At 33.6% G+C, this 25,819-nt stretch carries 30 protein-coding genes and 1 tRNA gene; 26 read left to right on the top strand and 5 right to left on the bottom strand.

Annotated features, from left to right (window positions below):
- The first annotated feature begins 59 nt into the window (after positions 1 to 59).
- Together ACOQN3_RS09705 and ACOQN3_RS09700 are read left to right on the top strand one after the other, a co-directional pair.
- A complete protein-coding gene (locus ACOQN3_RS09705; protein WP_420546251.1) occupies positions 60 to 827 on the top strand; it encodes a rhomboid family intramembrane serine protease in 768 nt (255 codons plus the stop codon).
- 32 nt (positions 828 to 859) lie between these two features.
- A complete protein-coding gene (locus ACOQN3_RS09700; RefSeq protein WP_420546250.1) occupies positions 860 to 1,036 on the top strand; it encodes a tautomerase family protein in 177 nt (58 codons plus the stop codon).
- Positions 1,037 to 1,425: 389 nt separating this feature from the next.
- Here the strand turns inward: ACOQN3_RS09700 and ACOQN3_RS09695 are convergent, their stop codons facing one another.
- A complete protein-coding gene (locus ACOQN3_RS09695; protein ID WP_420546249.1) occupies positions 1,426 to 1,668 on the bottom strand; it encodes an Lrp/AsnC ligand binding domain-containing protein in 243 nt (80 codons plus the stop codon).
- 457 nt (positions 1,669 to 2,125) lie between these two features.
- Between ACOQN3_RS09695 and ACOQN3_RS09690 the strand changes: the two genes are divergently transcribed.
- The 24 genes from ACOQN3_RS09690 to ACOQN3_RS09575 all read left to right on the top strand — a co-directional run bounded on the left by ACOQN3_RS09690 (position 2,126) and on the right by ACOQN3_RS09575 (position 21,937).
- On the top strand, positions 2,126 to 2,932 hold the full coding sequence (locus ACOQN3_RS09690; RefSeq protein WP_420546631.1) for a carbon-nitrogen hydrolase family protein: 807 nt from the start codon (positions 2,126 to 2,128) through the stop codon (positions 2,930 to 2,932).
- 498 nt (positions 2,933 to 3,430) lie between these two features.
- Entirely contained in the window at positions 3,431 to 4,594 is a 1,164-nt protein-coding gene (locus ACOQN3_RS09685; RefSeq protein ID WP_420546248.1) for a thiolase domain-containing protein, read from the top strand.
- Between the two features lies 1 nt (position 4,595).
- Positions 4,596 to 4,961, top strand: a complete 366-nt coding sequence (locus ACOQN3_RS09680; RefSeq protein WP_420546247.1) for a Zn-ribbon domain-containing OB-fold protein — start codon at positions 4,596 to 4,598, stop codon at positions 4,959 to 4,961.
- A 70-nt stretch (positions 4,962 to 5,031) separates the two neighbouring features.
- Positions 5,032 to 5,193 carry a hypothetical protein gene (locus ACOQN3_RS09675; protein WP_420546246.1) on the top strand — a complete coding sequence of 54 codons (162 nt, stop codon included), beginning with the start codon at positions 5,032 to 5,034 and terminating at the stop codon, positions 5,191 to 5,193.
- 145 nt (positions 5,194 to 5,338) lie between these two features.
- Entirely contained in the window at positions 5,339 to 7,432 is a 2,094-nt protein-coding gene (gene nrdD / locus ACOQN3_RS09670) for an anaerobic ribonucleoside-triphosphate reductase (RefSeq protein ID WP_420546245.1), read from the top strand.
- A 195-nt stretch (positions 7,433 to 7,627) separates the two neighbouring features.
- Positions 7,628 to 10,279: an adenosylcobalamin-dependent ribonucleoside-diphosphate reductase gene (locus tag ACOQN3_RS09665; RefSeq protein ID WP_420546244.1), complete on the top strand. Its 2,652-nt coding sequence runs from the start codon at positions 7,628 to 7,630 to the stop codon at positions 10,277 to 10,279.
- Between the two features lie 45 nt (positions 10,280 to 10,324).
- The gene (locus tag ACOQN3_RS09660) at positions 10,325 to 11,446 is read left to right on the top strand and encodes a hypothetical protein (protein ID WP_420546243.1); all 1,122 of its coding nucleotides are present in this window, start codon (positions 10,325 to 10,327) and stop codon (positions 11,444 to 11,446) included.
- A 1-nt stretch (position 11,447) separates the two neighbouring features.
- Positions 11,448 to 12,116 carry a ribosome biogenesis protein gene (locus ACOQN3_RS09655; protein ID WP_420546242.1) on the top strand — a complete coding sequence of 223 codons (669 nt, stop codon included), beginning with the start codon at positions 11,448 to 11,450 and terminating at the stop codon, positions 12,114 to 12,116.
- Positions 12,117 to 12,138: 22 nt separating this feature from the next.
- Positions 12,139 to 12,212: transfer RNA gene (locus ACOQN3_RS09650), tRNA-Gly, on the top strand.
- Positions 12,213 to 12,262: 50 nt separating this feature from the next.
- On the top strand, positions 12,263 to 12,565 hold the full coding sequence (locus ACOQN3_RS09645; RefSeq protein WP_420546241.1) for a ribonuclease P protein component 4: 303 nt from the start codon (positions 12,263 to 12,265) through the stop codon (positions 12,563 to 12,565).
- Positions 12,566 to 12,596: 31 nt separating this feature from the next.
- Complete coding sequence (locus ACOQN3_RS09640) at positions 12,597 to 13,049, top strand: 30S ribosomal protein S19e (RefSeq protein WP_420546240.1); 453 nt, start codon at positions 12,597 to 12,599, stop codon at positions 13,047 to 13,049.
- Positions 13,050 to 13,056: 7 nt separating this feature from the next.
- The gene (locus tag ACOQN3_RS09635; protein ID WP_420546239.1) at positions 13,057 to 13,341 is read left to right on the top strand and encodes a DNA-binding protein; all 285 of its coding nucleotides are present in this window, start codon (positions 13,057 to 13,059) and stop codon (positions 13,339 to 13,341) included.
- 42 nt (positions 13,342 to 13,383) lie between these two features.
- On the top strand, positions 13,384 to 14,460 hold the full coding sequence (locus tag ACOQN3_RS09630) for a zinc-binding dehydrogenase (RefSeq protein WP_420546238.1): 1,077 nt from the start codon (positions 13,384 to 13,386) through the stop codon (positions 14,458 to 14,460).
- A 7-nt stretch (positions 14,461 to 14,467) separates the two neighbouring features.
- The gene (locus tag ACOQN3_RS09625) at positions 14,468 to 15,325 is read left to right on the top strand and encodes an HpcH/HpaI aldolase/citrate lyase family protein (protein ID WP_420546237.1); all 858 of its coding nucleotides are present in this window, start codon (positions 14,468 to 14,470) and stop codon (positions 15,323 to 15,325) included.
- 289 nt (positions 15,326 to 15,614) lie between these two features.
- Positions 15,615 to 16,319: a tetratricopeptide repeat protein gene (locus tag ACOQN3_RS09620; RefSeq protein ID WP_420546236.1), complete on the top strand. Its 705-nt coding sequence runs from the start codon at positions 15,615 to 15,617 to the stop codon at positions 16,317 to 16,319.
- Positions 16,320 to 16,370: 51 nt separating this feature from the next.
- Entirely contained in the window at positions 16,371 to 16,955 is a 585-nt protein-coding gene (locus tag ACOQN3_RS09615; protein ID WP_420546235.1) for a riboflavin synthase, read from the top strand.
- A 78-nt stretch (positions 16,956 to 17,033) separates the two neighbouring features.
- Positions 17,034 to 17,699, top strand: a complete 666-nt coding sequence (gene ribB, locus ACOQN3_RS09610; RefSeq protein ID WP_420546234.1) for a 3,4-dihydroxy-2-butanone-4-phosphate synthase — start codon at positions 17,034 to 17,036, stop codon at positions 17,697 to 17,699.
- A 2-nt stretch (positions 17,700 to 17,701) separates the two neighbouring features.
- Entirely contained in the window at positions 17,702 to 18,118 is a 417-nt protein-coding gene (ribH, locus tag ACOQN3_RS09605) for a 6,7-dimethyl-8-ribityllumazine synthase (RefSeq protein ID WP_420546233.1), read from the top strand.
- Positions 18,115 to 18,867 (top strand): GTP cyclohydrolase IIa, encoded by a 753-nt coding sequence (locus tag ACOQN3_RS09600; RefSeq protein WP_420546232.1) that lies wholly within the window; start codon positions 18,115 to 18,117, stop codon positions 18,865 to 18,867. The genes ribH and ACOQN3_RS09600 overlap by 4 nt, the downstream gene beginning before the upstream one ends.
- The gene (locus tag ACOQN3_RS09595; RefSeq protein ID WP_420546231.1) at positions 18,861 to 20,051 is read left to right on the top strand and encodes an amidohydrolase family protein; all 1,191 of its coding nucleotides are present in this window, start codon (positions 18,861 to 18,863) and stop codon (positions 20,049 to 20,051) included. The genes ACOQN3_RS09600 and ACOQN3_RS09595 overlap by 7 nt, the downstream gene beginning before the upstream one ends.
- Positions 20,032 to 20,694, top strand: a complete 663-nt coding sequence (locus ACOQN3_RS09590; RefSeq protein WP_420546230.1) for a 2,5-diamino-6-(ribosylamino)-4(3H)-pyrimidinone 5'-phosphate reductase — start codon at positions 20,032 to 20,034, stop codon at positions 20,692 to 20,694. The genes ACOQN3_RS09595 and ACOQN3_RS09590 overlap by 20 nt, the downstream gene beginning before the upstream one ends.
- Before the next feature lie 35 nt (positions 20,695 to 20,729).
- A complete protein-coding gene (locus ACOQN3_RS09585; protein WP_420546229.1) occupies positions 20,730 to 20,963 on the top strand; it encodes a hypothetical protein in 234 nt (77 codons plus the stop codon).
- Between the two features lie 99 nt (positions 20,964 to 21,062).
- A complete protein-coding gene (locus ACOQN3_RS09580) occupies positions 21,063 to 21,620 on the top strand; it encodes a hemerythrin domain-containing protein (protein ID WP_420546228.1) in 558 nt (185 codons plus the stop codon).
- A gap of 2 nt (positions 21,621 to 21,622) precedes the next feature.
- Positions 21,623 to 21,937 carry a hypothetical protein gene (locus tag ACOQN3_RS09575; RefSeq protein WP_420546227.1) on the top strand — a complete coding sequence of 105 codons (315 nt, stop codon included), beginning with the start codon at positions 21,623 to 21,625 and terminating at the stop codon, positions 21,935 to 21,937.
- Positions 21,938 to 22,042: 105 nt separating this feature from the next.
- Here the strand turns inward: ACOQN3_RS09575 and ACOQN3_RS09570 are convergent, their stop codons facing one another.
- The 4 genes from ACOQN3_RS09570 to hflX all read right to left on the bottom strand — a co-directional run bounded on the left by ACOQN3_RS09570 (position 22,043) and on the right by hflX (position 25,731).
- The gene (locus ACOQN3_RS09570; RefSeq protein WP_420546226.1) at positions 22,043 to 23,434 is read right to left on the bottom strand and encodes an NAD-dependent succinate-semialdehyde dehydrogenase; all 1,392 of its coding nucleotides are present in this window, start codon (positions 23,432 to 23,434) and stop codon (positions 22,043 to 22,045) included.
- A 109-nt stretch (positions 23,435 to 23,543) separates the two neighbouring features.
- Positions 23,544 to 24,059, bottom strand: coding sequence for a transcription factor (locus tag ACOQN3_RS09565; protein ID WP_316506991.1), 516 nt, complete (start codon positions 24,057 to 24,059; stop codon positions 23,544 to 23,546).
- Positions 24,060 to 24,086: 27 nt separating this feature from the next.
- On the bottom strand, positions 24,087 to 24,632 hold the full coding sequence (locus ACOQN3_RS09560) for a tRNA (cytidine(56)-2'-O)-methyltransferase (protein ID WP_420546225.1): 546 nt from the start codon (positions 24,630 to 24,632) through the stop codon (positions 24,087 to 24,089).
- 10 nt (positions 24,633 to 24,642) lie between these two features.
- Positions 24,643 to 25,731, bottom strand: a complete 1,089-nt coding sequence (gene hflX, locus ACOQN3_RS09555; protein WP_420546224.1) for a GTPase HflX — start codon at positions 25,729 to 25,731, stop codon at positions 24,643 to 24,645.
- Positions 25,732 to 25,819: the final 88 nt, after the last annotated feature.

The following is a 25,819-nucleotide window of genomic DNA, read 5'->3' as shown; positions in this document are numbered from 1 at the left end:
TATTTTTTTATATTTTTAAAAAATGTTATTATACGTTTTTTTACAAAATTAAGTATCTAATGATTCCACTTAAAGATGAGAATCCTCATCCACCTGGTTTTAAACCAAAGATGACTATATCTCTCATTATTGTAAATGCAATTATTTTTTTCATAGAAGTCGCGATTACAGGGCAATTCTTTGACTTTTCTAATCAAAATGCATTTTCAATGTTTTACAACTGGGGAGCAGTCCCCAATTGTATAACTGGAGCATCAGTTTCAATCATCGACTTTGGAGCTGGACCTGTAACAATTTCTTGTCCAGATGCACCGTACGTTTCCTTACTCAGCTCTATATTCATGCACGGTGGCTTGATGCATTTTGGAGGAAATATGCTATTTTTGTGGGTATTTGGTGATAACATTGAACAAAAATTTGGAAAAATAAAATATCTTGCAATCTATTTGGTGTGGGGTATTGTTGCAGGTTTGATACACATAGCTGGTGATCCTAATAGTGTTATTCCTGCAGTAGGAGCTTCTGGTGCAATCTCAGGAGTACTTGGAGCTTATTTGGTAATTTTTCCACGAGCTCGAATTTTAACATTAATGGGATATTTCTTTATTCATGTTCAGGCAAGGTGGTTCTTACCATTTTGGTTAATTTTTCAGAACTTGTTGCCATTATTTGTAGGAGGGTTTGGTGTTGCAACTGGTGGCGGAGTTGCTTTTCTTGCACATATAGGTGGTTTTGTTATAGGCCTGATAACTGGTTTCATCTACAAAAAAACACATTCTTCTGATTTTACCTATGGCACACGATATGGTTACAGACCAGATTATTGAAAACATAAATCTAATACATCATCTGAAAAGACATGCCATTGATTACAGTGTCAATGTATCCGGGTAGAACACAAGAACAAAAGGATGAATTTGCAAAGGCAATTACCAAATCCGCAGTTGAAATTCTAAAAACCAAAGAAAGTCATGTGATCGTTGTATTTGAGGATAATCCAAAAGAAAATTGGTTCTTAGCAGGAGAACAATTGTAACAACTTGATCATATTGATTTACATGATGTGAATTTTCGACTGCAAATTTTTTTAACCCTCTTTTTTGATATGTGAAAAAAAAACTCATTATTTCTAATTGACAAGAATTTTCTGCTACAAAATGTATTAAGAAAAGATTGGGCCAATTGCCCAACCTGTGGACGCTGGTAACCCGCAGATAACTCTAGTAAAGGAATACCTATTGGCATCTTGATAAGTTTCATTTAAAAACAAATAGTATAATTCATCAGTATGCTAAATATTGTACAAGATTTAATTTTCAGAATTTAAATAAAAAATTCCATCTTAAAATAAAATCCAGTGTATGCTGTCTGTAATTAAAATCTAATCTGAAATTATTATTGTTTCATACATAACTATGTTCTAAATTACTCTGTTTCTTTATCAATTGTCCCACCTTGTCCATAAATTACAGGAAGGGTATGACTGCTTATCATTTTGATTTTTCTGATTTTAGAAATTATTGTTTCCATGATGTCTGGGTTTTCGCCTGATATTTTGACGAATATATCATATTTACCAAGAACACCATTGACTTCAACTATTCCATCAAGTAAACTAATTTCTGAAATTACCTCTTTTTCTGAACCAGGACTACAATTTAACAACATGTATGATATCATCGAATATTTTAGAAAATAGTGGTTATATTAACCGAACAAAGATTCCTCATTAATTTTTTTTATCCTAAATTCTAATTCATTGAATATTTCAAACGATGAACTAAAACTAAGAAATCAAATATTCAATTTTCAAAATTTACCTCTGTTAATTTGGCATGAAAATAGAAATCTCTGTAATAAAATTCCCAGTAAAAAATTGAATACACTTTTGATGTAACTTTCTTCTTGTATGCTGAAGCATTTCTTAAAAAATCCTTTTACATTTACACGTAAACAAATTTAAAAAATTTTTGAAAAAAAGACTGGAAGGTTTCCAGTCAAGGAATTACATACACACAATTATTGGTTTAATTATTTTCTAATGAAATAGAATAAGAAGAAAATGGTACATTTAGTAATTGTACCAAACACTTATCCCTACAATCCAATTACTTTACAATATTACATGAAAGTTGGAATTGTTCAATTCAAAGCATCAGTAAATAAACAAAAAAATCTAGATAAAATTACTTCGTATATTTCTAAAGCAGCTTCAAAGAATGCAACAATTTGTGCTTTTCCTGAATTTATGATGTTTTATACAAACTCCTCCCAAAGTGCAAAACAACTTGCAAATGAATCTGAATCAATAACTGGAAATTTTGTTTCACAAATTTGTAAAAGCGCAAAAGAAAATCAAATTCAAGTTATTGGAACAATTTATGAAAAAAGTAGGAAAAAAGATCGTGTTTATGATACATCATTTATTGTTGATACATCTGGAAAAATTATCTCTACATATCGTAAAATTCATCTTTATGATGCACTTGGATTTCGAGAATCCGACAAGATGACTCCGGGTTCCAAAATTGAAAAACCTGTGAATACTTCTATTGGGAAAGTTGGTATGATGATTTGTTATGATCTACGGTTTCCAGAAATGTCGCGTTCCCTTGCTATTGCTGGTTCTGAAGTTTTAATTGCTCCATCTGCATGGGTTAAGGGAAAATCAAAAGAAGAACATTGGATTACGATTAACAAAACACGTGCAATTGAAAATGGTTGTTATGTTATTGCACCGGATCAAACTGGAAATATTTATTGTGGCAGAAGTTTGGCAATTGATCCGTACGGAAAAATTCTTTTGGATATGAAGAAAAAAGAAGGAATCGGTTTTGTGGATATTGATTTGAACTTAGTAGAAGAAACCAGAAAGGTTTTACCTCTTCTACAAAATAGGCGAACCGATGTTTATTCTACTTTGAAGATTTAGTGTTTCTACTTTTACATTTAATGTTTGAACATTGTTTTGTCCATTTTTGATTTCTAGAATAACGAAAAATTACCATTGGCCAACTGCATATCATACACGGTTTTTTTGTTGCTCTAAGCTTTGCTTTTTGTAATAACGGTGAGGATGCTTTACAACCTCCATAAAAATTTGAACAACCTATGAATCGTTTCCTTGATACCTTAGATCTGATTACCATTAACTCTCCTAACTTACATTGTGGGCATTGAACTAGTCCATTTTTTGGTGAATTTGTTCCAAGAATAATGTATTTTTTTTCCTTTGATGACCAAGACAGGTACCCATTACTATCTAGATACTGAATGATTTCTTTTTTGAATATATTGACCTGAGATTTTGTGGTTTTCGTACTGTGTCTTGTCCTAGTTTCTTTTAGTTGCACACTTTGAATTACCCGTTTTTTTGATACCAATTCAGATATTGCTTTTACTAAAACAATTTTTATAGGGAGAAAGGTCAGTGACTTTTATGGAAAAGGTTTGTGTTCTTGGTGCTGGAAGTACCAAATATGGAAAATTAGCAGATAGTATAGCAGATATTACTACTCAGGCATCAGTTTCAGCCATTGAAAGTGCTGGAATTGATCCAAAAGAGATCAAAGCAGCGTATATTTCAAATGTTTTTGGTGTGGCAGATAAACAGGTACATTTGGGACCTGTATTGATGAGTAATTTGGGTATTTCAGACAAACCTTCTTTATCTATAGAATCTGCTTGTGGAAGTGGTTCAGTCTCATTTAGAGAAGCTTATGCTAATGTAGCAGCTGGTTTTTACGATTGTCTTGTTGTTACCGGAGTTGAAAAAGTAACTCATACTGGAACTGAATGGACTACAACTTATTTTGCATACTGTTCAGACTTTTTCTATGAGGGACAAGCAGGTGCATCATTTCCAGGTTTGTTTGCTTCTATGGCAAGAGCATACCTAACAGAATTTGATGCAACCGAAGAAGATTTTGCAAAAGTTGCAGTAAAGAATCACGAAAACGGTGTATTAAATCCTAAAGCTCACTTACAAAGAAAGATTACAGTAGACGATGTAATGGATTCTGCAGTAGTTGCAAGTCCCCTCAAACTTTATGATTGCTGTCCTTTCTCTGATGGTGCAAGTTCAGTAATTTTATGCTCAGAAAAATTTGCCAAAGAACATGGAGGCGATTATGTTGAAGTAATTGGATCTGGCAGAGGAGGTTCTCCAGCTGCATTGCAAGGACGTGAGCATATGACTACAATTCCAAGTACTAAAATTGCAGCCGAAGCTGCATACAAAATGGCAGGTATCACTTCTAAAGATGTTGATTTTGCCGAAGTGCACGACTGTTTTACGATTGCAGAAGTGGTAGACACTGAAGATTTAGGATTCTTTGAAAAAGGAAAAGGAGTAGAAGCTGTACGTGAAGGGAGAACTAGTCTAAATTCTGATATTTCTATTAACCCATCTGGTGGCCTCAAATCAAAAGGACATCCAATCGGAGCTACTGGAGTTGGACAAGTAGTTGAAGTTTTTGATCAATTGACTGGTAATGCAGGAGCAAGATCTGTTAAAGATGCTAAAATTGGTTTAACACATAATTTTGGTGCAACAGGTGCAAGTTGTGCCGTACATTTATTCCAAAGTGTGTAAAATGTCAGTAAAAGAACAACTAATTGAGAATGCCAAACAAGGTAAAGTCTTAGCCCATAAATGCACAAAATGTGGCCATCTTCACTTATCTACTGTCTATTTTTGTCAGAAATGTGGCAGTAAAGGCTTTGAAGATGCTATATTGGATGGTAAAGGCTCTGTTGCTACCTATACCATAATTACTGTACCCCCTGCAGGATTTGAGAAATATACTCCATATGCCTTTGTTGTGCTTCATCTTGATAACTCTGATTTACGAATATCTGGTTTTATGGGTGGAATTGCCACTCCTGAAGATCTTCCGGTTGGAACAAAAGCCAAAATCACTGGCTTTGATGAACGTGGAATCATTGTTGAAAAACAGTAAAATAATTTATTTGAATTATTAAAAAAAATTCAGAAAAGATTCTTAATATTTTTGGATATTGATCCATGTCATGTCTGTAGAAGTTACATGTGGTAAATGTGGAGAAAAGATCACAAATATGAAAATGCTGAAATCTCTAAAAGATGTGATGAATTCCTACAATGGTAAATGTCCATCTTGTGGACAGAAACTTTCTACATCTGAATTTTCACTTGATGTTCAAGAAAAATGATTTTATGATCTTTTTTCAAAAAACCAATTTGTTATCGTATAAAGATCTTTGCGTTTGCAAATTTAGAATTTAATTTCCGTGATCACAAAACATAACAAATTACTTAGTCATAAGTCTTATTTACTCCTTCTATTTAGAAAAATTTATGAAATTAACTGAAGAAATTTCTGAACCAAAGAGAAGTGGAATTTTGCAATCTACTTCAAAACGTGTAAGAATGATTTTTTCTGTAATGGCAAGTCCAAACAGAATTGACATACTTAGAATATTAAATTCAAAAGGCCCTCTAACTTACTCTGAATTAAAATCATTAGCTGGATTCAAATCAAAAAAAGAGAGTGGTAAATTTGCTTATCATCTCAGAAAATTATTAAGACAATCTCTTGTTGCACTTAACAAATCCGAAAGACGTTACACAATAACAAATCTTGGAAAATTAGTTTTGAGTTTGGCAAGGCAGATTGAAGAAAGATCAATTATTGAAAGTGGTAAAATGTATGTTAGAACATCTCATGAATCCATTGAAGAATTTAATTCTCATAAAATTATACAATCTCTGGTCCGCGAGGGAAGTCTGCCACTAGAGTTAGCTCAAAAAATCACCGAAGAAGTTGAAAATAGAATTTACAAATATCAGACTACCTATCTGACTGGCTCCTTAATTCGAGAAATGGTAAACTCTGTTCTTCTAGAACATGGTCATGAAGAGTATAGGAACAAACTTGCACGCCTGGGTTTGCCTGTTTATGACGTTCAGGAGATGATTTCAAACCTGGATAATATCGATAATGGTGCAGAAGGCCTTCTCTTTAATACTGGCCAACGAGTATTTGCCGAACATTTACTCACTAACATATTGCCAAAAGATGTGGCTGATTCTCATCTATCTGGAGATTTGCACATTACCAATCCTGGAATCTGGTCTATGATACCTGACACTGTCTTTGTTAATATCAAAGATCTTATTGAAGATGGTATTGATCTTGGAGGAAAATATCTCGATGTCTCACGAATTCCTCCATCAAAACAACTTGATGACATTACAAGTTCCTTGTCTGTTGTTCTTTCACTCTTATCCAAAGAAGCATCTCAAGAAATAGTCGTTGACGGATTAGTTCAATTATTTACAAAACATTCAAAGTCTCTTCCTGAACTTGAACAGAAACTTTGTGACGCATTTGCAACTGCATCTACAACATCCAAATATAATAAAACAAGTACAAACATATCAATTCGATTACAATTAGGTTCTGAAACAAAAACAATTAACGCAATTATCAATGCATACAAAAAATATACCAAGATTACTCCTATTCCAAAAATAGGATTGATTGTAGATTATGAGAAAGGAAAATTAACTGATGTTTCAGAATCTGCATCTGAAATTATTTCACTTGGTGGAAAGATTATGTTTGCAAAAGGTCAAACATCTAGCTCTGGAATAACAAACAACTCTACAAAGAATACAAGCTCTCTTTCAATTACATTACAATCAGTTTCTATCAATCTTCCTAGACTTGCATTTGAATCAAACAAAGATGAGACTTACTTTAGAGCAAGACTTGCATTGTTAATGAAACCTGCTTTATCATCTATGGCATTAAGAAAGCAAGAAATATCTGATCTTACAAGACGAGGTCTTAATCCTATACTTGCAAAGAATACACAATACATGCAAAGAAGCTCGGTCTCTCTTGTTGTTAATTTGGTTGGACTCAAAGAAGCTGTTTTTAATATTCTTGGATTTGAGGACAACAAGGAAGGTCGCGAAATACTTCGCAAGGTAATTGAAACTGCAGTAGATGTCGGTGCCAAAAAAGGAAAAGAACTTGGAGATCCTGTTACTATTTGCATGACTGAAACTGAAGGCTCTGATCGTTTTGCCACCTTGGATGGAGAAAAATACGGCAAAAATTCTGCTTTAAATTCTATGGATGATGACTCTTATTCTGAGGGAATGTCCTTTAAAGCATCAGAAATTTCCGATTATACCACTAAAAGTGATCGTGTTTCTGAGTGCAATAAGATCTCAAAATTAGTAAATGGAGGCATGCTTGTCAAATTAGAACTCGATCAAGACACCAAGCCTAGTGATATCAAAAAATCCATTGAAAAGATGGCCGAACTCACATCTTCATTTAAGCCTATAAAGAAAACTGCGATATGTGGAGAATGCGGATACAAGGATGAACCATTCGTAGATAAATGTCCAAAGTGTAAGTCCCCTTACGTAGTCTAAAATTAACATTTCTTGAAGGTAATCTTCTTCTAATGTTGTTGTGCCGATCATCGTCACCTGTCATCAAAGTTATGTTGATATGAATTTCATAGTAATGGTGTTAAAAAAATTGACACATTAACGGGATAAGATCAAAATTTTTCGAACACACAAGTTATATCCATATTCATTATACCCTTTGCGGGGAGATTATAATTGGATAATTCACAAATAGAAAATACGATCAATGAGATCCGTAAGCGCAGCGGCGCAGTAACGGCTTTCAATAAAGATAAAATTTCAAGTGCCATATACAAGGCACTAGCAGCCACATCTAAAGCCGATCGTGGTTTGGCCGATCAACTAGCTGAGAAAGTAGTTGACAAATTAGTAGAGCAGGGATTTACTAGCTCTCGAACGCCTACAGTAGAAGACATACAGGACATCGTAGAATCAACATTAATTGATAGCGGAAATAGCGATATTGCAAAAGCCTACATCGTTTATCGACATGAGAGAAGAAAACTAAGAGAAGAAAAAATGAAAGTTTTGAATCTGAAATCACTTGATCCTGTATCTAAGAAATTTGATCTAAATTGTCTTAGAGTATTAGCGTCAAGATACCTTTTCAGAAATGGGAAAAACGAAATTATTGAATCTCCAACTCAAATGTTTGAAAGAGTTGCAATTCTGGTCGGTATTGGTGATGTCATGTATGATCCACAAATATTTGATAAAACAAGAAACATCACTCAAGACATTGATGAAGCAAAATCTTATCTTGAAAAACTAGATGCATTTGATTACAAGTTCAAGATTGGAGATTATTATCTAAACAAGTGGCATTTTAGATCTCTAATCAATCACTATGTGACTCTTGCAAATAATGGTCAAATGAAGATAAGCTTCAAAGATCTCTTGACACTGCTTGCTGCCAAGAAGCTTGACAACTATGCAGATAAAATTACAGAATATCTAGACTTGATGACTTCTCAAGACTTTTTGCCTAATTCTCCTACTATGATGAATGCTGGCGGAAGATTAGGACAGCTTTCAGCATGCTTTGTTCTAGGAATGGAAGATGGAATGGAACAAATCATGAAATCTACCTCTGATGCAGCATTAATCTTCAAGTCAGGTGGGGGAGTTGGAATCAATTACTCTGATCTACGTGAAGAAGGTGACATTGTGGCCTCTACTTCTGGTGTGGCCTCTGGTCCGGTATCTTTCATGAATATCATTAACACTGTAACTGAAGTAGTCAAACAAGGAGGAAAGAGACGTGGTGCCAACATGGGTATTATTGAGGCCTGGCATCCTGATGTTGAAAAATTCATCACAAACAAGACTGAACCTGGTGTTTTAGAGAACTTTAACATCAGTGTTGGTATTTGGGAAGACTTTTGGCATTCACTTGTTAATACTGAGGATGGCAACTATATGCTACGTAGTCCACGTGACAAAAAACCTGTAAAAGAAATTAATGCACATCAATTAATTGATCTAATTGCATTATCTGCATGGAAAAGCGCAGAGCCTGGTTTGATCTTCTTTGACCAAATCAACAAATACAATGTGTTTGCTAAAGCAAGACAAGCACCGTTAAGAGCAACTAATCCATGTGGAGAACAAAGTCTGTATCCATACGAATCATGTAATCTTGGTTCTATCAACTTGGTAAATCTAGTAAAACGACAAGCAGATGGAACATACGAATTTGATTGGCAAAGATATGAAGAGACAATTAGAAAAACAACAAGATTCTTGGATAACATCATCGATGTTAATCACTATCCTGTTGATGAAATTAACAAAGCATCAAAGGAATCCAGAAGAATTGGTTTAGGTGTAATGGGAGTTGCTGACTTGTTGTACAAGTTACGAATTCCATACAACTCAAAGGAAGGATATGAATTACAATCTAAACTCTCTGAAGCCTTAACTTACTACTCCATGGAAGAAAGCGTTGCTCTTGCAAAATCAAGAGGTGAATTCCCACTATGTTCAAAAACAGAATATCCAGAAGGCAAGATTCCAGTTGCAGGATATTATGAAAAACCTAAAGAATCTCACTCCTATGAATGGGATGCCCTAATTGAAAAAATCAAAAAGTATGGAATCCGAAACGTCTTGACCACTACAGTAGCTCCAACTGGAACTCTATCCATGATTGCTGACTGTTCAAATGGAATGGAACCTGCATTTGCTTTAGTATTTGAAAAGAGGGTCACTGTTGGACGATTCTTTTACACAAACAAGATTGTCGAAGAAGTACTCAAAGAAAATGATCTCTATAATGACGAAATTCTTGCCAAGATCGCAGATAATTACGGTTCTCTAAAAGGCATACCTGAAATTCCACAATGGATGCAAGATGTCTTTGTTACTGCAATGGATATCCACTGGGCTGATCATCTTATGGCTCAAGGTGTATGGCAAGACTGGATTGGAAATGCAATTGCAAAAACAATCAACATGCCATATGACGTAACAGCTGACGATGTAAAATCCGCATATTTGTTGGCTCACGAGATAGGTCTTAAAGGAATTACCGTTTATCGTGATGGTTCTAGACACAAACAAGTTCTACATATGACAAGTGAGAATGCACAAAAGACATTTGAGGTTATACCAAGTGAACACATTACAAATTATGTAACTCAAAAGATAACCAATCCGTACATAAAATCTCAAGTTAATGCTGCACTGGCATTAAAGACACATGATGACGAACTCTTAGTTGAACCACAAAAACAAGAAGAAGTTTCTGAAGATCGTCTTTGTCCAACCTGTAAAAACAATCTTGTATTTGTAGAAGGTTGTAGTATCTGCATAGAATGCGGATATAGTGGTTGTACTTCTGGCTAAAGACCAGAACACAACTTTTTTACTTTCTTTTTAATTCGAACTAACGTGGATAAGAAATTTTTAGGAATTATTGCAGCTGCAATAATAATTATTGTATCTGTATCTCTAGTTGCAATATCGCCAAATGATAAACCTCTTTCTCATACAAATAATAATGAAAAAATTGGATTGGTGATAAATTCTCCAAGCTCATCCGTATCTGTGCAACAAGTCGATGAAATATTTTCTGATGCGTCATCAACTGGAATAGGCAGAAGCAATGTGTACCTCTTTTGGAATATAATCGAACCAGAACGTGGTGAATTTGACTGGAATCAATCTGATTTAGTGATGGGACTAAATGAAAAAAATAATCTCAAAGTGACCCTCTTCTTTTCTATTATTAATGGAGAAACTCTTGGTCCTTTTCCAAACTGGGTTGGAAAGCCTTCTCTTAACTCTATTGGAGAAGATAGATTGGTAAGTGTACTTGACGAAATTCTTTCTCGTTATCATATAATAGACTCTGTTATAATTGCAGGTGAAACAGAATCTCAATTCCGATATTATGAGCAAAATATTCCTGTCTATGAGGAATTATTTTCTGGAGTTTATGAACAACTAAAAGAAAAACATCCTGATATCAAGATTGGAAATTCCTTTGCATTACACCATGTGTTAAACAAAGATTTAGGACATATAGTAAGTGATCTGGCAATAGGTGATTTTGTAGCTTTTTCATATTCCCCTGTGGACTCTTTAAATGATATAGTAAAGACACCTAATGAAGGCAAAGAAGACCTAGAAAAAGTATTTGAAATTATCTCTGACAAAAAAATTGGATTTTTTGAGATTAGTTGGAGTACATCTGATTTTGTAGCAGGTAATCCAGAATCTCAGAAAGAATTTTTAGAAAAATCATTTGAATTTTATTCTGAAAATGAATCTGAATTAGAGTTCTTTACATGGTATAGACAATATGATAGACCTGAAGGAACTTGTGTTTCAGAATTACAAAAAATCGGCAATGAAAAAATAAGTGTTGGTGGAGGTTCTAGTTTGGGTAGTAGTGAGCATGTAATTGAAAGATTAAATCATTATGTTTGTAATGCAGGATTAATCGATGTTAACGGTAATCCCAAATTAGGATGGAATGAATTAAAAAATCAAATCAAAATAATTAATTAAAATGATTTCTTTAATCCTAGCTGAGTCTTCTCTTGAACTTGTACCTGTAAATTTACAATCTCATCCATCAGTTATTTCACATGCACGCAAACTTGGCAAAAAAACATCTGAAATTCTACTTGATAATTCATGGCACTTTGCTGCAATGAAAGGACTTGACAATGAAATAAAACGTGGTCGTCCTGATCTGGTTCATTTTACTATTTTAGAAGCTACATCCATCCCATTATTTTTTGAGAATAAAATTGAAATCTTTGTTCACACAATTAATGATAAAGTAATTCACATTTACCCAAATGTACATATTCCAAAATCATATCATAGGTTTGCAGGACTTTTTGAAAAATTATTCATAGAAAAAAATATCAAAACTGAAAATCATATGTTATTGTCCATCAAAGATCAAACTTTTTCTGAATTAATTGAAGAATTGAATCCCTCAAAAATCGTAGGATTATCTACAAAAGGCAAGCCCAGTTCAGTTGAAAAAGTTACCAAAGACTTGTCAGATGAATCCTGTATCGTAATTGGCGGTTTTCAAAAAGGTCATTTTTCAGATCAAGTAGAAAATAAATTCTCCAACCTAATATCTGTTGGAAATACTTCGTTGGAAGCACATGTAATCACTTCTCGTGTGCTTTATGAGTATGAAAAAACCATTTTTATGTAGGAAAAAAAGTTTTCATTCTGTTGCAGTCATAGTATAGCCTGGTTAGTATTCGGGGTTTCCAACCCTGTGACGCGGGTTCGAATCCCGCTGACTGCATCTTAAATTATAACAAGAACTAATTTTTAGCTCTTTATTCAAACAAGATTATGAAACCTCGTACTAGAGATATTGCGCTAGAACGAATGCAGATTCTCATTAAAAATGCAATATCAAATGCAAGAAAAGATCCTCAATTATCACAACGTCAAGCATTACTTGCATGCCGGATTAGTACAAGACATAAAATCAAAATGCCTTATGAAATTAGGATGTTATTTTGTAAAAAATGCAAATCATTTATCGTACCTGGAATTAACTCCAGGATTCGATTAGGAAGAACTTCAGTTAAATCGATCAGAGTAACTTGCAATCTTTGTGGGCATGTATACCGTAAATTAATACCTCAATGATTTATAAGACGATTCTCGTTTTTTTGATTTCATGGCAAAGGTTTACGATGTACCTGCAGATGTGTTGATAGGAAGACTTGCAAATATTTTGAAAAATGAGGACATTCCAGCACCTTCTTGGATCCCATTTGTTAAAACAGGAGCTCATGCAGATAAACCTCCTCAAGACAGAGAATGGTGGTATACTCGCTGTGCATCAATTATGAGAAAAATTTACCTTCATGGGCCGATTGGAATTAATGAATTAAGAAAAGATTATGGCGGTGGTAAGCCTTCAGGATATGGAGCAGCTCATCATAAAGATGCTGGAGGAGCAATTATTCGCAATGCCATACATGGGCTAGAAAAGCTTGGTTATTTTGAAAAAGTTGAGAAGAAAGGTCGCGTAATTTCCAAACAAGGAATGCAAAAACTTGATAGACTTGCAACTGAAATTCTTAAGGAATTGATTGTTGAGAACCCTCAACTTAAAGTATACACATAGATTCAAAATGAGCCTTCCTGAATCTGACGAATTCTCTCAAGACAACAATTCCAACAAGGAACTTGCAGCACAAAAAGAGCAAATTCTAAAGCAAATATTGATGCCTGATGCAAGAATGAGACTGAATAATATTAAAATGGTAAAACCAGAATTATCTGATCTTGTTGAACAATACCTTATAGGAATGGCAACTCAAGGAAAGATTCGTGGCCAACTAACTGATGATCAATTAAAGCAGATATTATTGTCAATCCAACAACCCAAGCGTGATTTTAAAATTAATCGAATCTAAAGTTAAAAAAAATATAATTATGGGTAAGAAACCGGTATATTCATGAAAGCAGTAGTATACAATGAATATGCACCAGATGATAATTATGCAAAAATCCTTAAAGTCCAGGATATTGATGAACCAAAACCAAAACCAGATGAGGTAATTTTTACCAATAAGGCATCTGCCCTAAATTATAATGATATTTGGGGAATGAGAGGAGTTCCAGTAGCAGTTCCTCTTCCACATGTTTCTGGTTCTGATGTAGCTGGAGATGTTATCGCCGTAGGCGAAGATGTTCAAAATTTCAAAGTAGGAGATAGAGTTGTCTCTCACTCAAACTTAGCATGCAGAGTTTGTAAAGCATGTACTGATGGAAGAGAATTTGACTGTACCCGAAGACAAGTCTGGGGTTTCCAAACTGGACCACTATGGGGTGCATACTCCGAACAAATTCACTTGCCAGAAGTCAATGTTTCAAAAATTCCTGATAGTGTTTCATATGAAGATGCAGCAGCAGCTTCAATGACTCTTCTTACTTCATGGCATATGTTAGTTGGAAGAGCTAACATTACTCCTGGCCAAACAGTACTTGTAATGGGTGGTGGTTCTGGTGTTGGAAGCTTTGCAATTCAAATTGCAAAATTATACAACTGTGATGTAATTGCAACTGCTAGTCCCGACAAATTAGATAAATGTCTAGAACTTGGCGCAGATCATGCAGTAGATCATAGAAAAGATGATTGGCAAAAAGAAGTCTTTAAGATATCAAAAGAACTTGCAAAAACAAAAGGTGAAGCACCTGGAATTGATATTGCATTTGATCATATTGGTCAAACTCACTTCAACAAACAACTAACCTTACTCAAGTATGGCGCATCTCTAGTTTCATGTGGTGCAACAACAGGTTATGACGCACAAATAGATCTTAGACACATATTCTTCAAAGGAATTAATGTCCTAGGTTCAACACAAGGAACCAAAGCCGAACTTGATCAAGGATTATACTGGATGGGTCAAGGAAAACTAAAGTCAATTGTTGACTCTGTCTACACATTTGAGCAAGCTGCAGAGGCTCACACAAAAATGTTAGATGGTAAGTTCTTTGGCAAAATCTTAATGAAGCCTGAAGGCGCTTAGTCATTTAATGACTCAGCTCTTCAGAAGTCTCATTTTTGTTCCTGGAAACAATCCTAGATTTTTAGAAAAGGCAAAAAAACTGCAGGCTGACATTGTCTGTTTTGATTTAGAGGATTCTGTTCCAGACAATGAAAAAACAAATGCAAGAAAGCTAATCAAGGCTGCTCTTAAATCTAGAAAATCCTACGAATCTTCAATTTTTGTTCGTACAAATTCTCCTTTATCTGGTAAAATCCCTGTTGATCTAAAAGAGATTGTTCAAAAAGGAATTGATGGAATTGTTATTCCCAAAGTTAACAATGTAAAAGAACTGAAAAAAATTGAAAAAACAACATCAGGATTAGAAAAAACACGGAAACTAAAACCAATACAACTAATTCCTTCTATAGAATCTGCTGAAGGTGTTGTTAATACATACCAAATTGCCTCTAGTAGTAAAAGAGTAGTAGCAGTAGTTTTTGGCGTGTTTGATCTTCTTAATGATATTGGTGTAGAATATACTAAAGATTCTGAAGGTGCAAAATATTCTAGAAGCAAAATACCTGTAGATGCTCGTGCTGCAGGTGTAGCTGCAATAGATGCAATCTGGCAAGATCTTAAAGATTCAAAGGGATTAGAACAAGATTGTAAATTTGGAAAAAGTTTAGGTTATTCAGGAAAAAGCATTATTCATCCAGATCATATTTCTGTAACTCATAAATTATTCCATCCAAACAAAAGCGAGATTGAATGGGCCAAAAAAGTTTGTAAAACTTACCTTGAATCAACAAAAAAAGGAACCGGCGCCACTACTGTTGAAGGAAAAATGATAGATGAAGTACACTTCAAACAAGCAAAAGCTCTTCTTGATTTGCTTGAAAAATAGACTTTGATCTTCACAACCTAAATTTTACACATGCTTTATATTGTAAAATTTTTTTGCTCTAAATAATCTCGATGAGTAAACGCGTAACTATAATGATAGATGAAGACCTAGATAAAAAAATAAGATTACGTCAAGCAAAGTTGATTCAACAAGAGCAGTCATCGTATAGCTATTCAAAAGTATTGAATGAAACCTTACGTAAGGCCTTAAAATAATTCTCTCATCTAGTAGTATACATCCTTATTTTATTCGAATAGAATAAAGATAATGAAGTTGTACTATTTGTAAAATGGTAAATCTTCTAGATCCTACAAATGTAATTACAAGGATGTTTAATTTGAGAAAATATGAAGACATGTACGACTATTGTAGGAATTTGTTGGAGAAAACCCCTGATGATATGGTTGCCCTACAGAATATTTCGTTGTCGCTTATTTACCTAAAAAGATATGAGGAAGCTGTCTCTTATTGTGATAAAGTTCTGGAGATAAAAGATTCAGATACGTATGCATTAAAAAACAAAATTTATGCACTTGAAAGTTTGAAGCAATACGATGATGTCCTAGCTTTATGCCAAAAAATATTATCAAAAAACCCAAACGACACCTGGACACTAAATAGCATGGGCCTATCATTGAATCAATTAGATCGTCATCAAGAAGCCATTAACTATTATGATGATGCTCTAAGGGTTGATCCAGATGATGTAACTGCTTTGATGAACAAGGCTATCTCACTAAGTCACCTTGGAAATTACAAAGACTCGATTAACTATTATGATAAAGCTCAGATGATTGATCCAAATTTGAAGGAAATATCTCTAGCCAAATCAAGACTATTTGAGAAATTAAAGATGAATGATGAAGCATTTTTAGCAGCACAGGGTGTACTAAACAAAGAAATGGAGAAAATAAAAAACGACGCTAAAAAAAACAAATGCTCCATATTCCATCAATTTTGTGATGATGAATTCCAGAAATACGATTCAAAATAATTTTTGAAATTCATCTAAATAATTTTATACAAAGAAAATTAAGATTCTTTGATGTTTACTGGAATTGTAGAAGGAGTAGGAAAAGTAGAAAAAATTTCTAAAAATACAAAAAATAGGAGTGCTGTTCAAATGACAGTTAATCTAGGAAAATATGGAAAAGGTTTGAAAATTGGACAAAGTGTGGCACTCAATGGTGTTTGCCTTACTGCAACAAAAATCTCAAAATCAAGTTGTATTTTTGAGATGATTGAAGAAACAACAAAAAAAACTGATCTAGGAAATCTAGAGGTTGGTGGAATCGTAAATATTGAAAGAAGTTTAAAGGCAGGAGATAGGCTAGAAGGTCATTTTGTTTTAGGACATGTGGATGGAGTAGGAAAAATTAAGAAAATTCTAAAAAAACCAAAGGAAGTATCCGTTTGGTTTGAGGTTCCAAAAAAACTCTCTAAATACATTGTAAAAAAAGGTTCAATAGCTGTGGATGGAATTAGCTTGACAGTTATTGATGTGAAAGGCACGGTAGCTTCTGTTTCTCTAATCCCACATACTATTGAAGTTACCAATTTTTACACCAAAAAAATAGGCGACAAAGTTAATATTGAAACTGACATTCTCGGAAAATACATTCTAAAATAAATTTCTATAATTACCAATAAAGTGGTAATTACCAATATTTTAGTAAGCTTTATAATTAGATCTGAATGCTTTTTTTACATGTCTCTCGAGTCTGCACTTGAATCGTTAAAACATGGTGAGTTTGTCTTACTGTTTGATTCTGCTGGACGAGAAAACGAAATTGATATGGTCGTAGCAGCCGAATTTGTAACTCCTGAGCATATTGCACGTATGCGTCAAAATGCTGGTGGCCTGCTTTGTATGGCGCTTGAGCATAATTTTGCAAACGATTTGAATTTGACCTATATGCATGATATTTTATCCAATTCTACAATATCAAACAAGGAGATGATAATGGGCTTGGCTCCATATGGGGATCATCCAACTTTTTCATTGTATGTCAATCATTATCAAACCTATACTGGGATTACTGATAAAGATCGGGCTTTAACAATAAAAGAAATGGCAAATCTATTCAATATTGAAAATAAACAAAAAAAGTTTTCTTCTTCATTTAAAACTCCGGGGCATGTGCCATTACTAATTGCTTCAAAAGGTCTCTTATCTACTCGTCAAGGACATACAGAAATGTCTGTGTATCTTGCTCAGATTGCCGGATTGAGTCCTATTACTGCAATATGTGAAATGATGGATGCTGAAACTTACTCTGCTCTTTCTGTTGATAAAGCAGAAAAATTTGGAAAACAACATGGAATTCCATTAATTGATGGAAAAGAACTCTTAGAGTACGCAAAGGTGCATTAATTTTGAATATTGCAGTAGTGGTTTCGGAATTCAATGAGGAAGTGACATCTAGAATGCTTTCAGCAGCTGAAGAAAAAGCAAATTTAATGAAACTAAAGATAACTTATACCTGTAAAGTTCCTGGTGCTTACGATATGCCGATTATTGTCGATTCATTGTTAAGGAAAAAAAACGTCGATGCCGTTGTTACCCTGGGTGCAATAATCAAGGGACAGACAAAACATGATGAGGTGATTTCTCATTCTGCTGCAAAGTCTTTAACAGATTTGTCTTTACAATATAAAAAACCGGTATCTTTAGGAATTTCTGGTCCTGGAATGCAAGAAAGACACGCATATGCAAGAATCAGACCCGTAGCTGAACGTGCAGTAGAAGCAGTAGTAAAAATATCCAAAGAATTAAAGAGAATTGAGAAATGATTCAACTAAGCATTTTAAAGATAACAGAATATGGTCCATGGACACTAACTCTAGGTAGTGATAGAGAACATGAATTACAAATGCTACAAGCATCACTTTATAGAGAAATCCAGAAATTATTCTCTGAAAAAAATTGTCTAGTTTTCCTTAATAGGGCAGACGAATTCTTTGTTGTGTCAAATGGTCTTACATTAGATGATCATATTGCGATTCAAAAAACATTAGAGCAATTATTTGATATACGGCTAACGATCTCTATCGGATTTGCCAAATCTCCCTTTGAAGCAAATCTAAAGGCATATGAAGGAAAAAAAACACAAACGATTCTCAACCAAGAACACAGTATTTTTGGTTTTGTTAATGGTGAATCTACATCTAATGTATCTATAATGCATTTAGACGTAGATGATCTTACCTCTAAAAGAAAAACAAATTCTCCCTATGAAATCTCCTCTATTATTTTTGAATTGCATTCCAAAATGTCTAAATTTTTCATGGAAAAAAACTCTCTAACCTTTTTCATGGGAGGAGATAATTTTATGGTAGTTGCCAGCGATGATGCAAAAAAATCTGTTCAGCAATTCATTGATATGATAAAAAATGAAGATGGTATTTTCCTTAATTGTGGCATAGGTAGTGGGTTTAACGTAAGAGAAGCAGTCAAACTTGCAACAAAATCCCTTGACACTATACGTGAAATTCGAGATTCAGGAAAAGAAAAACCTGAAGTTTTAGAATTATCATGTTAATTAAAAATGTCAGTGCATTGCTAGATGAAGAGCTAGATTTTGTATCAAAAACTGATATTCGAATCAACAAAAATCTCTTCAAAAAAATTCATCCTGAAATTAATTCAGAAAAAAATGATCAAATTATTGATTGTGAAGGATTATTATTAATTCCTGGACTCATAAATGCTCATACCCATATCGGTGATTCTATTGGAAAAGATTTCACTCTTGATAGCTCTGTTGATCAGCGAATTCATCCTGTTTTTGGAGCAAAAACAAGGATTTTGAAAAATACCTCTAAAGAAAACTTGACATCTTTTATGAGAAATACTTGTCATTCAATGATAAGAAAAGGAATCACTACATTTGTTGATTTTAGAGAAGGTGGTATTGACGGCGTCTTACTATTGAAAAAAGCTTTGTCTGATCTTCCTATACGTGGAATAATTTTAGGCCGAATAGAATTCTATCCTGATGATGACCAAATCAAAAAAAATGTTCCGTTTCCTAATCAACTAAAACCAGATTTAGAAAAAATTCTCACAAAATGTGATGGGTTGGGTATCAGTGGCGCAAATGAGAATAGCTCTAAAGCATTGAAGTATTATTCAAAAACATCCAAACTGAGAGCTATTCACTCTTCTGAGACAAGACAAAGTACTTCTAAATCTAAAAAAGACTTGGGACTTTCTGAAACAACTCGTTCCTTGTATGTAAAGCCTCATTTCTTGATTCATATGACTTATGCTTCTGAGACAGATCTTTTACAAACTGCAAAAAAAACTAGAGGAATTGTGGTGTGTCCACGAGCTAATTCTGCACTAGCAGAAGGTATCCCAGATATAGAATTGATGAAAAAAACTGGATGCACATTAGCTTTGGGAACTGACAATGTTATGATTAACTCCCCTGACATTTTTAGGGAGATGGATTTTTTATGGAAAACGACAATGGGAATTCACAAAAAAAGAATTGATCCAAAAGAAATTCTTAAAATGGCTACAGTAAATGGAGGAAAAATTCTAAATAAAAAAATAGGAATAATTGGATCTGGAAAAATTGCAGATTGTGTCTTTCTTGATAAACATGCATTAGATTTGGAACCAATGCATAATCCTTATGCTGCTATTGTTCATAGAGCTTCTGAATCTACAATCAAAGCAGTTATGATTGGGGGAAAATTTGTCTACAACAAAATCTAGACCTTATGTTATTCTTAGTGCCGCAATATCTGTTGATGGTAAAATTGCAACAAAGACGGGTAATTCTCAATTATCTTCAAAAGAAGATAAAATTAGGCTTCATAAACTACGATCTAAAGTTGATGCAATTCTAATAGGAAAGAATACTCTACTACAAGATGATCCATTACTAAATGTAAGATACAGTAAAGGGAAAAATCCTATTAGAATAATCTTAGATTCAAAGGGAATTATTCCAAACCACTCTAAAATTCTCCAAACAAGTAATAACATTCCAACAATAATTGCCGTATCAAAAAAAATTAGTAAAGCAAATTATTCTAAACTTCGTAATTTCCCTGTAGATGTAATTGTAGTTGGTGAAAATTCAGTAAACATCAAATCATTATTAAAAAAATTAGCTAACCAAAAAATTCAAAATATATTAGTTGAAGGTGGTGGATCTGTTAACTGGGAATTTATTGAAAAAAATCTTTTTGATGAGATGATAATTACTGTCTCTCCTTTTCTAATTGGAGGTTCAAATTCTACATCCTTTGTACAGGGAAAAGGGTTTTCAAAAATATCCAAGTCACCCAATCTTACTCTCAAATCTGTTAAAAAACTCAAAAATCATCTTGTTTTACGGTATGTCAGGGTGTAAGTTATTATACTTTATTTAAAATAAAATTACATAAATTGGCAGTAAAGAAAGATACAACAAAACGAAAAACTACAACTAAAAAGAAAACGACTCCTAAAAAGAAAGCTGCGACAAAAACAAAAAAACAAGCTTTTGGGGGATATGCAATTAATTTTGCAGGTCGTAGAGAAACTGTAGAACAAGTGTTTGGAAAGAAACCTATTGCACCAAGTGAAATGACCAAAAAGATTTGGGCATTTGTTAAAGCAGAAGGTCTTTCTAATCGTTAAACCAATTAGTTAGCGATTAATCGTTAACTAATTTCTATCTTTTAATTATTTAAAATCAAATCAATAAGATTTAGATATCTGCATTTTTCCATGAATAACATGTCAACTGCGTCCCTAAGAAAAGATCATGAATTAATTGAAAAAGTTATCAAAGCTATGGAATCTACAATTCAGTTATTAAATGATAAAAAACAGATTCCTGAATCAATATTACTTCCAGTAATTGATTTTTCAAAAAATTTTACTGATGTTTGTCATCATAGTAAAGAAGAAAAATCCTTATTTCCTGCATTAGAACAAGCTGGTCTTCCTAAGAATATGGGTCCAATTGCAATGATGTTGATAGATCATGAACGTTCTCGAGAAATTGGTGCACATATGGAAGAATCTGCTAAAGAATATCTTTCATCTGGAAACTCTGAAAATTTGATTAATGACATGAAACAATACGTGGAACATATTACTGAACATTTGTGGAAAGAAAATAACAAATTATTCATGATGGCTGAAGCTCGATTGCAATATGTTGCTCAAAAAGTGGATAAGGAACTGAATGAAATTGAAGATTCTAAATTAAAAGAGTTGGGAAAATCTCGAAGCCATTATGAACGATTGGCAGAAAATCTTGTAAAGGATGTATCTCAACAAGGAAGTTAGATTTGTCTTCTAGCGTTTTTGGACAAGTTGTTGGAGTCCGAAAATTTCCAGATGGCACTATTGAAATAGAATTTTATCATGAGGATGAAATCACTGAATTCCGATATTCGACCAATGCTGATCTTTCTGGAAACTCGTTGCCCAAAATATTGGCAGAATCGTTAGCTTCTACTTTAGCCACTAACATATGCGTTGAGATCTACTTTGGAGATGATGGGGTTGTTACTCATATTGAATTGGAAGAATGTGATGATGATCTAGAAGAAGATGATGATCTAGAAGAAGATGATGATCTAGAAGAAGATGATCTTCATTGAAAATCCTGGAATTTGCCTTGAAAATTCATCACAACTATTACTAATTCAGTTTTCTGCTTAGCGGAATATCTTTTTTTAAATATTCTTGATATGATCTTAGTTGTTCTATTCTACATAATGATGATGCACTAGATTATCATAAAATCTGACTGATTTGATATTCACAAATTCCAACATACCATATCTTGAAAGCTCCCTTCCAAATCCACTATGCTTAATTCCTCCAAATGGAATTCTTGGATCTGATACCACTACATTGTTGACGCTTACAATTCCAGATTCAATTCGTCTTGATATTTTTTCAGCTTTTGAAAGATCTTTTGTCCAAATACTGGCTCCTAACCCAAATTCAATATCATTTGCTAGTTTAATGGCCTCACTTTCATTTTCTACAATTGTAATTGGTGCCACTGGTCCAAATGTTTCTTCTTTGGCAATTCTCATGTCTGGTTTGATATCTGTAAGGATTGTTGGTTTGTAAAAGAAACCTTTCCCATCTACCCTAGATCCACCCAATAAAATATTGGCACCTTTCTGTTTTGCATCTTCTACTATTCCTGAAATTGTTTCTAACCCTTCACTACTTGATATTGGTCCGATATCTGTTTCAATAGAAGTAGGATCACCAATTTTGAGTTCAGATGTTTTTTTAACAAATAATTCTATAAAGTCCTCGGCAATATTTTTACTCACAAAAAATCTTTTAGATGCGACACAACTTTGTCCACAATTAATGAATCGTCCTTTCACTGCTCCTTCAATTGCTTTTTCAATAATTGCATCATCTAATACAATGAAAGGATCACTTCCTCCTAATTCCAATACACATTTTTTCAGGTTCATTGCAGATCTTTCGCCAACTTTTGCTCCTGCATTTGTACTACCAGTAAAAGTAACAGCATTAACATCTGAATCGATCAAGTGGTTTGCAGAATCTACACTTCCTACAACTGTCTGAAATATCCCTTCAGGTAGTCCAGCTTCTGTGAATGCTTTTTCAATTTCAATACCAGATTGTGTTGTTACCCTTGATGGTTTCATAACAATTACATTTCCTGCCATTAAACATGGAGCTGCAAATCTCAATGCTTGCCAATATGGAAAATTCCAAGGCATGATAGATCCAATTACTCCAAGTGGTTCAAAAGTTAAGAAACTCTTTCTTGCATCCGTGTTTAATACTTCATCGGAGAGAAAACTATCTCCATGATCAGCATAAAATTCTAATGCCCATGCACACTTTTCAACTTCTCCGATTGACTCTTTTAACACCTTACCCATTTCTGCAGTTGCGATTTTGGCTAGTTTTTCTTTATTTTTTTTAAGATATTCTATTAAATTGTAAACGTAACTTCTCCGTTTCTCATAATCTTTTTTCCATTCTGGAAATGCTCTTTTGGCCTTTCGTACTAAATCAAAAACTTGATCTTTAGTCATTGGTGTGTATGTTTTAATTTCTTCTGCTGTGGCTGGATTGACTGTCGTAATCTGGCTCAAGGATTTTTCCCTCTATTTCTCATATTTAATTTAGTACCATGTTTATCAAAAAAACTTTTATTTATTGAAATAACTTTAGGCTAAGATTCTCAATTTGTTTATTTTTCTATCAGAATATCTGCTGCATGTCCTTTTTGATTTCATCAATCTTTTTTGAATATGCTTTTTTAGATTTATCATTCTTTTTTAGATTCAAGACATTTCCACATGATGGACATTTGAACATTCCTTCAAGTGCGTCTTCAAATGTTACACGAGGGCAATCCTCATTTCCGCAATGATAAAAATCTGAAGCATTTTCATAATCTAATCTCTGTTGTAGTCTTTCTGTGATTTTCTTCTTTTGATTTTCAATAAAATGTTCTACTTCTTCTCTTCTGGTTCTCCATCTGTAAACAAACCAGCCTTTTCTTTCATCTTTTACCCTAATTCCTGTAATCAAAGATTTTCCAAATAGGTCATACAATACCTTTCTTACCATATTTATCCTAAGTCCGGTTGAACTTGCAATCTCTTCATCTGTTGCATCTTCGGCCTTGAGAAGCGATCTTGCAACCTTTAGGTATTCATCTCCTCCAATCATGGATGCAATTCTCACAAATGGATCCTCGTATTTGTCTACCAACTCTATCTACACTCAGATTTTCTATTATTAATCCCTTGTTTCTTTTACTTGCACATTTTTGCCTTTTTTTGCAGGTATGATTTTTCTTCTTGCGTTTGGAAAATCTCTATCAAACTGCCTTCCATTATTAATACGGTCTAATACTATTGCCAGGGCACTTATTTCAGAATGGGGTTGGCTCCCAACAGCAATATTAAAGTCTGCTAATTCATAAATTTCTCTAGGGACTTTTTCTGCTCCCACTACGATGAGAATTTTATCTTTCTTCTGAAGCTCTTCTTGTACATCATTAACGTTCTCTCCATACATTGTCAGATGTACAATTTGAAACCCATCTTCTTTCTTCTTCTTAACTATTGTTTTCCATTTTTCAATAAATTGAAGTTCAAATGAACCTCCCCAAGTTGTATTGATTTTATCTAACGTTTCTTTGATTTCTGGGTTTACCTCGGTCATGAAAATTTTATTTGCCCCAAATGCTCTTGAAACTAATGCAACATGCGTTGTTACTCTGTCATCTCTTACAAGACGTTGTCCTATTCTAACTACTTCAATTTTAAATTCTTTTTTCATTTTCTTTTAACTACATGTTTTTTGGATTTGTAAGACTATAATTTTCTATGATATTTGCTGCCATTTCTTTTAACTTGTCTATGTTTTCACCTGTTTTTGCAGAAACTAAAACCCAATTATTTTTCCCAGATAAATTTAGTATCTCTATTTTATTCATGATTTCATTTGATTTACTTAGATCCATTTTGTTTAATGCAAATGCTAGTTTATTTCCCTCTACTCCTAATTCACTTAGAGTTCTCATGCAACTCGCAAATTTCTTTTTTAAATCAAATAATGAATCACTAATATCTACTACTACGATAACCACATCTGTATGTGCTAATTCTTCTAAAGTTGATTTGAATGCATCTATCATATATGCAGGTAATTTACTGATAAACCCAACAGTATCTGAAATTAAAAATGGTTCTTGTTTTATTGTTATTCTTCTAGTTGTGGTTGAAAGTGTTGTGAATAATTCTTTATTTTCATCTCTTGTTTCCCCTGTCATTTTATTAAATAAAGTGGTTTTTCCTGCAGATGTATATCCTGCTAATGAAATCGTGTTAAATCCCATTCTTTTCCGTCCTTTTCTATGAAGTTCTCTTTGTTTTCCAGCTTTTTCTAATTTTGATCGTATAGTTTGCATTCTATGTTTTATGTCATTATAATATACGTCGACCTCAAATTTTCCAATTCCCATAAAACCTGGTTGTTCGCCCATGCTAGAAAGACGTACTTTCTCTTTTGCTCTTGCCATTTCATATCTTAATTGTGCTAACTTTACTTGCAATTTTGATTCTGCACTTGAAGCTCTTCTTTCAAAAATTTCTAAAATTAATGTCTCTCTATCTAAAATTTCTCTATGCAGTATTGATGCTAGGTTGTAATTCTGACTGGGCTTTAAAATTTCATCAAATACAATAACATCTGGTCTTAACCTCTCTGATAATTCTTCTAACCTTTCTAATATTCCTCCACTTATTCCATATTTTGGTCGTTTGAGAAATTTTTGCGTGATTGTGTGAACTACCTGGTATCCTGCAGCATCACATAGTCCCTTAGCTTCGTTAATTGCGTCTTCCTTGTCATAGGTAATTAAAATCGCTGAATTCATTTCCATTTTTTTGTAAAACTTGACGTAAAAGAACTTATTTTTTTAAAATAACAAATAATGCCTTTGGAAGTGGATTGATTTTACCATA

This window comes from Candidatus Nitrosopumilus sp., assembly GCF_965223225.1.
Taxonomy (GTDB): Archaea; Thermoproteota; Nitrososphaeria; order Nitrososphaerales; family Nitrosopumilaceae; genus Nitrosopumilus.
This window is presented reverse-complemented; position numbering and strand designations above follow the sequence as displayed.

Coding starts and splice junctions, on each gene's coding strand:
- ACOQN3_RS09705 (WP_420546251.1), top strand. CDS start 60: ATGATTCCACTTAAAGATGAGAATCCTCATCCACCTGGTTTTAAACCA.
- ACOQN3_RS09700 (WP_420546250.1), top strand. CDS start 860: ATGCCATTGATTACAGTGTCAATGTATCCGGGTAGAACACAAGAACAA.
- ACOQN3_RS09695 (WP_420546249.1), bottom strand. CDS start 1,668: ATGTTGTTAAATTGTAGTCCTGGTTCAGAAAAAGAGGTAATTTCAGAA.
- ACOQN3_RS09690 (WP_420546631.1), top strand. CDS start 2,126: ATGAAAGTTGGAATTGTTCAATTCAAAGCATCAGTAAATAAACAAAAA.
- ACOQN3_RS09680 (WP_420546247.1), top strand. CDS start 4,596: ATGTCAGTAAAAGAACAACTAATTGAGAATGCCAAACAAGGTAAAGTC.
- ACOQN3_RS09675 (WP_420546246.1), top strand. CDS start 5,032: ATGTCTGTAGAAGTTACATGTGGTAAATGTGGAGAAAAGATCACAAAT.
- nrdD (WP_420546245.1), top strand. CDS start 5,339: ATGAAATTAACTGAAGAAATTTCTGAACCAAAGAGAAGTGGAATTTTG.
- ACOQN3_RS09655 (WP_420546242.1), top strand. CDS start 11,448: ATGATTTCTTTAATCCTAGCTGAGTCTTCTCTTGAACTTGTACCTGTA.
- ACOQN3_RS09645 (WP_420546241.1), top strand. CDS start 12,263: ATGAAACCTCGTACTAGAGATATTGCGCTAGAACGAATGCAGATTCTC.
- ACOQN3_RS09640 (WP_420546240.1), top strand. CDS start 12,597: ATGGCAAAGGTTTACGATGTACCTGCAGATGTGTTGATAGGAAGACTT.
- ACOQN3_RS09635 (WP_420546239.1), top strand. CDS start 13,057: ATGAGCCTTCCTGAATCTGACGAATTCTCTCAAGACAACAATTCCAAC.
- ACOQN3_RS09630 (WP_420546238.1), top strand. CDS start 13,384: ATGAAAGCAGTAGTATACAATGAATATGCACCAGATGATAATTATGCA.
- ACOQN3_RS09625 (WP_420546237.1), top strand. CDS start 14,468: ATGACTCAGCTCTTCAGAAGTCTCATTTTTGTTCCTGGAAACAATCCT.
- ACOQN3_RS09620 (WP_420546236.1), top strand. CDS start 15,615: ATGGTAAATCTTCTAGATCCTACAAATGTAATTACAAGGATGTTTAAT.
- ACOQN3_RS09615 (WP_420546235.1), top strand. CDS start 16,371: ATGTTTACTGGAATTGTAGAAGGAGTAGGAAAAGTAGAAAAAATTTCT.
- ribB (WP_420546234.1), top strand. CDS start 17,034: ATGTCTCTCGAGTCTGCACTTGAATCGTTAAAACATGGTGAGTTTGTC.
- ACOQN3_RS09600 (WP_420546232.1), top strand. CDS start 18,115: ATGATTCAACTAAGCATTTTAAAGATAACAGAATATGGTCCATGGACA.
- ACOQN3_RS09595 (WP_420546231.1), top strand. CDS start 18,861: ATGTTAATTAAAAATGTCAGTGCATTGCTAGATGAAGAGCTAGATTTT.
- ACOQN3_RS09580 (WP_420546228.1), top strand. CDS start 21,063: ATGTCAACTGCGTCCCTAAGAAAAGATCATGAATTAATTGAAAAAGTT.
- ACOQN3_RS09560 (WP_420546225.1), bottom strand. CDS start 24,632: ATGAAAAAAGAATTTAAAATTGAAGTAGTTAGAATAGGACAACGTCTT.
- hflX (WP_420546224.1), bottom strand. CDS start 25,731: ATGAATTCAGCGATTTTAATTACCTATGACAAGGAAGACGCAATTAAC.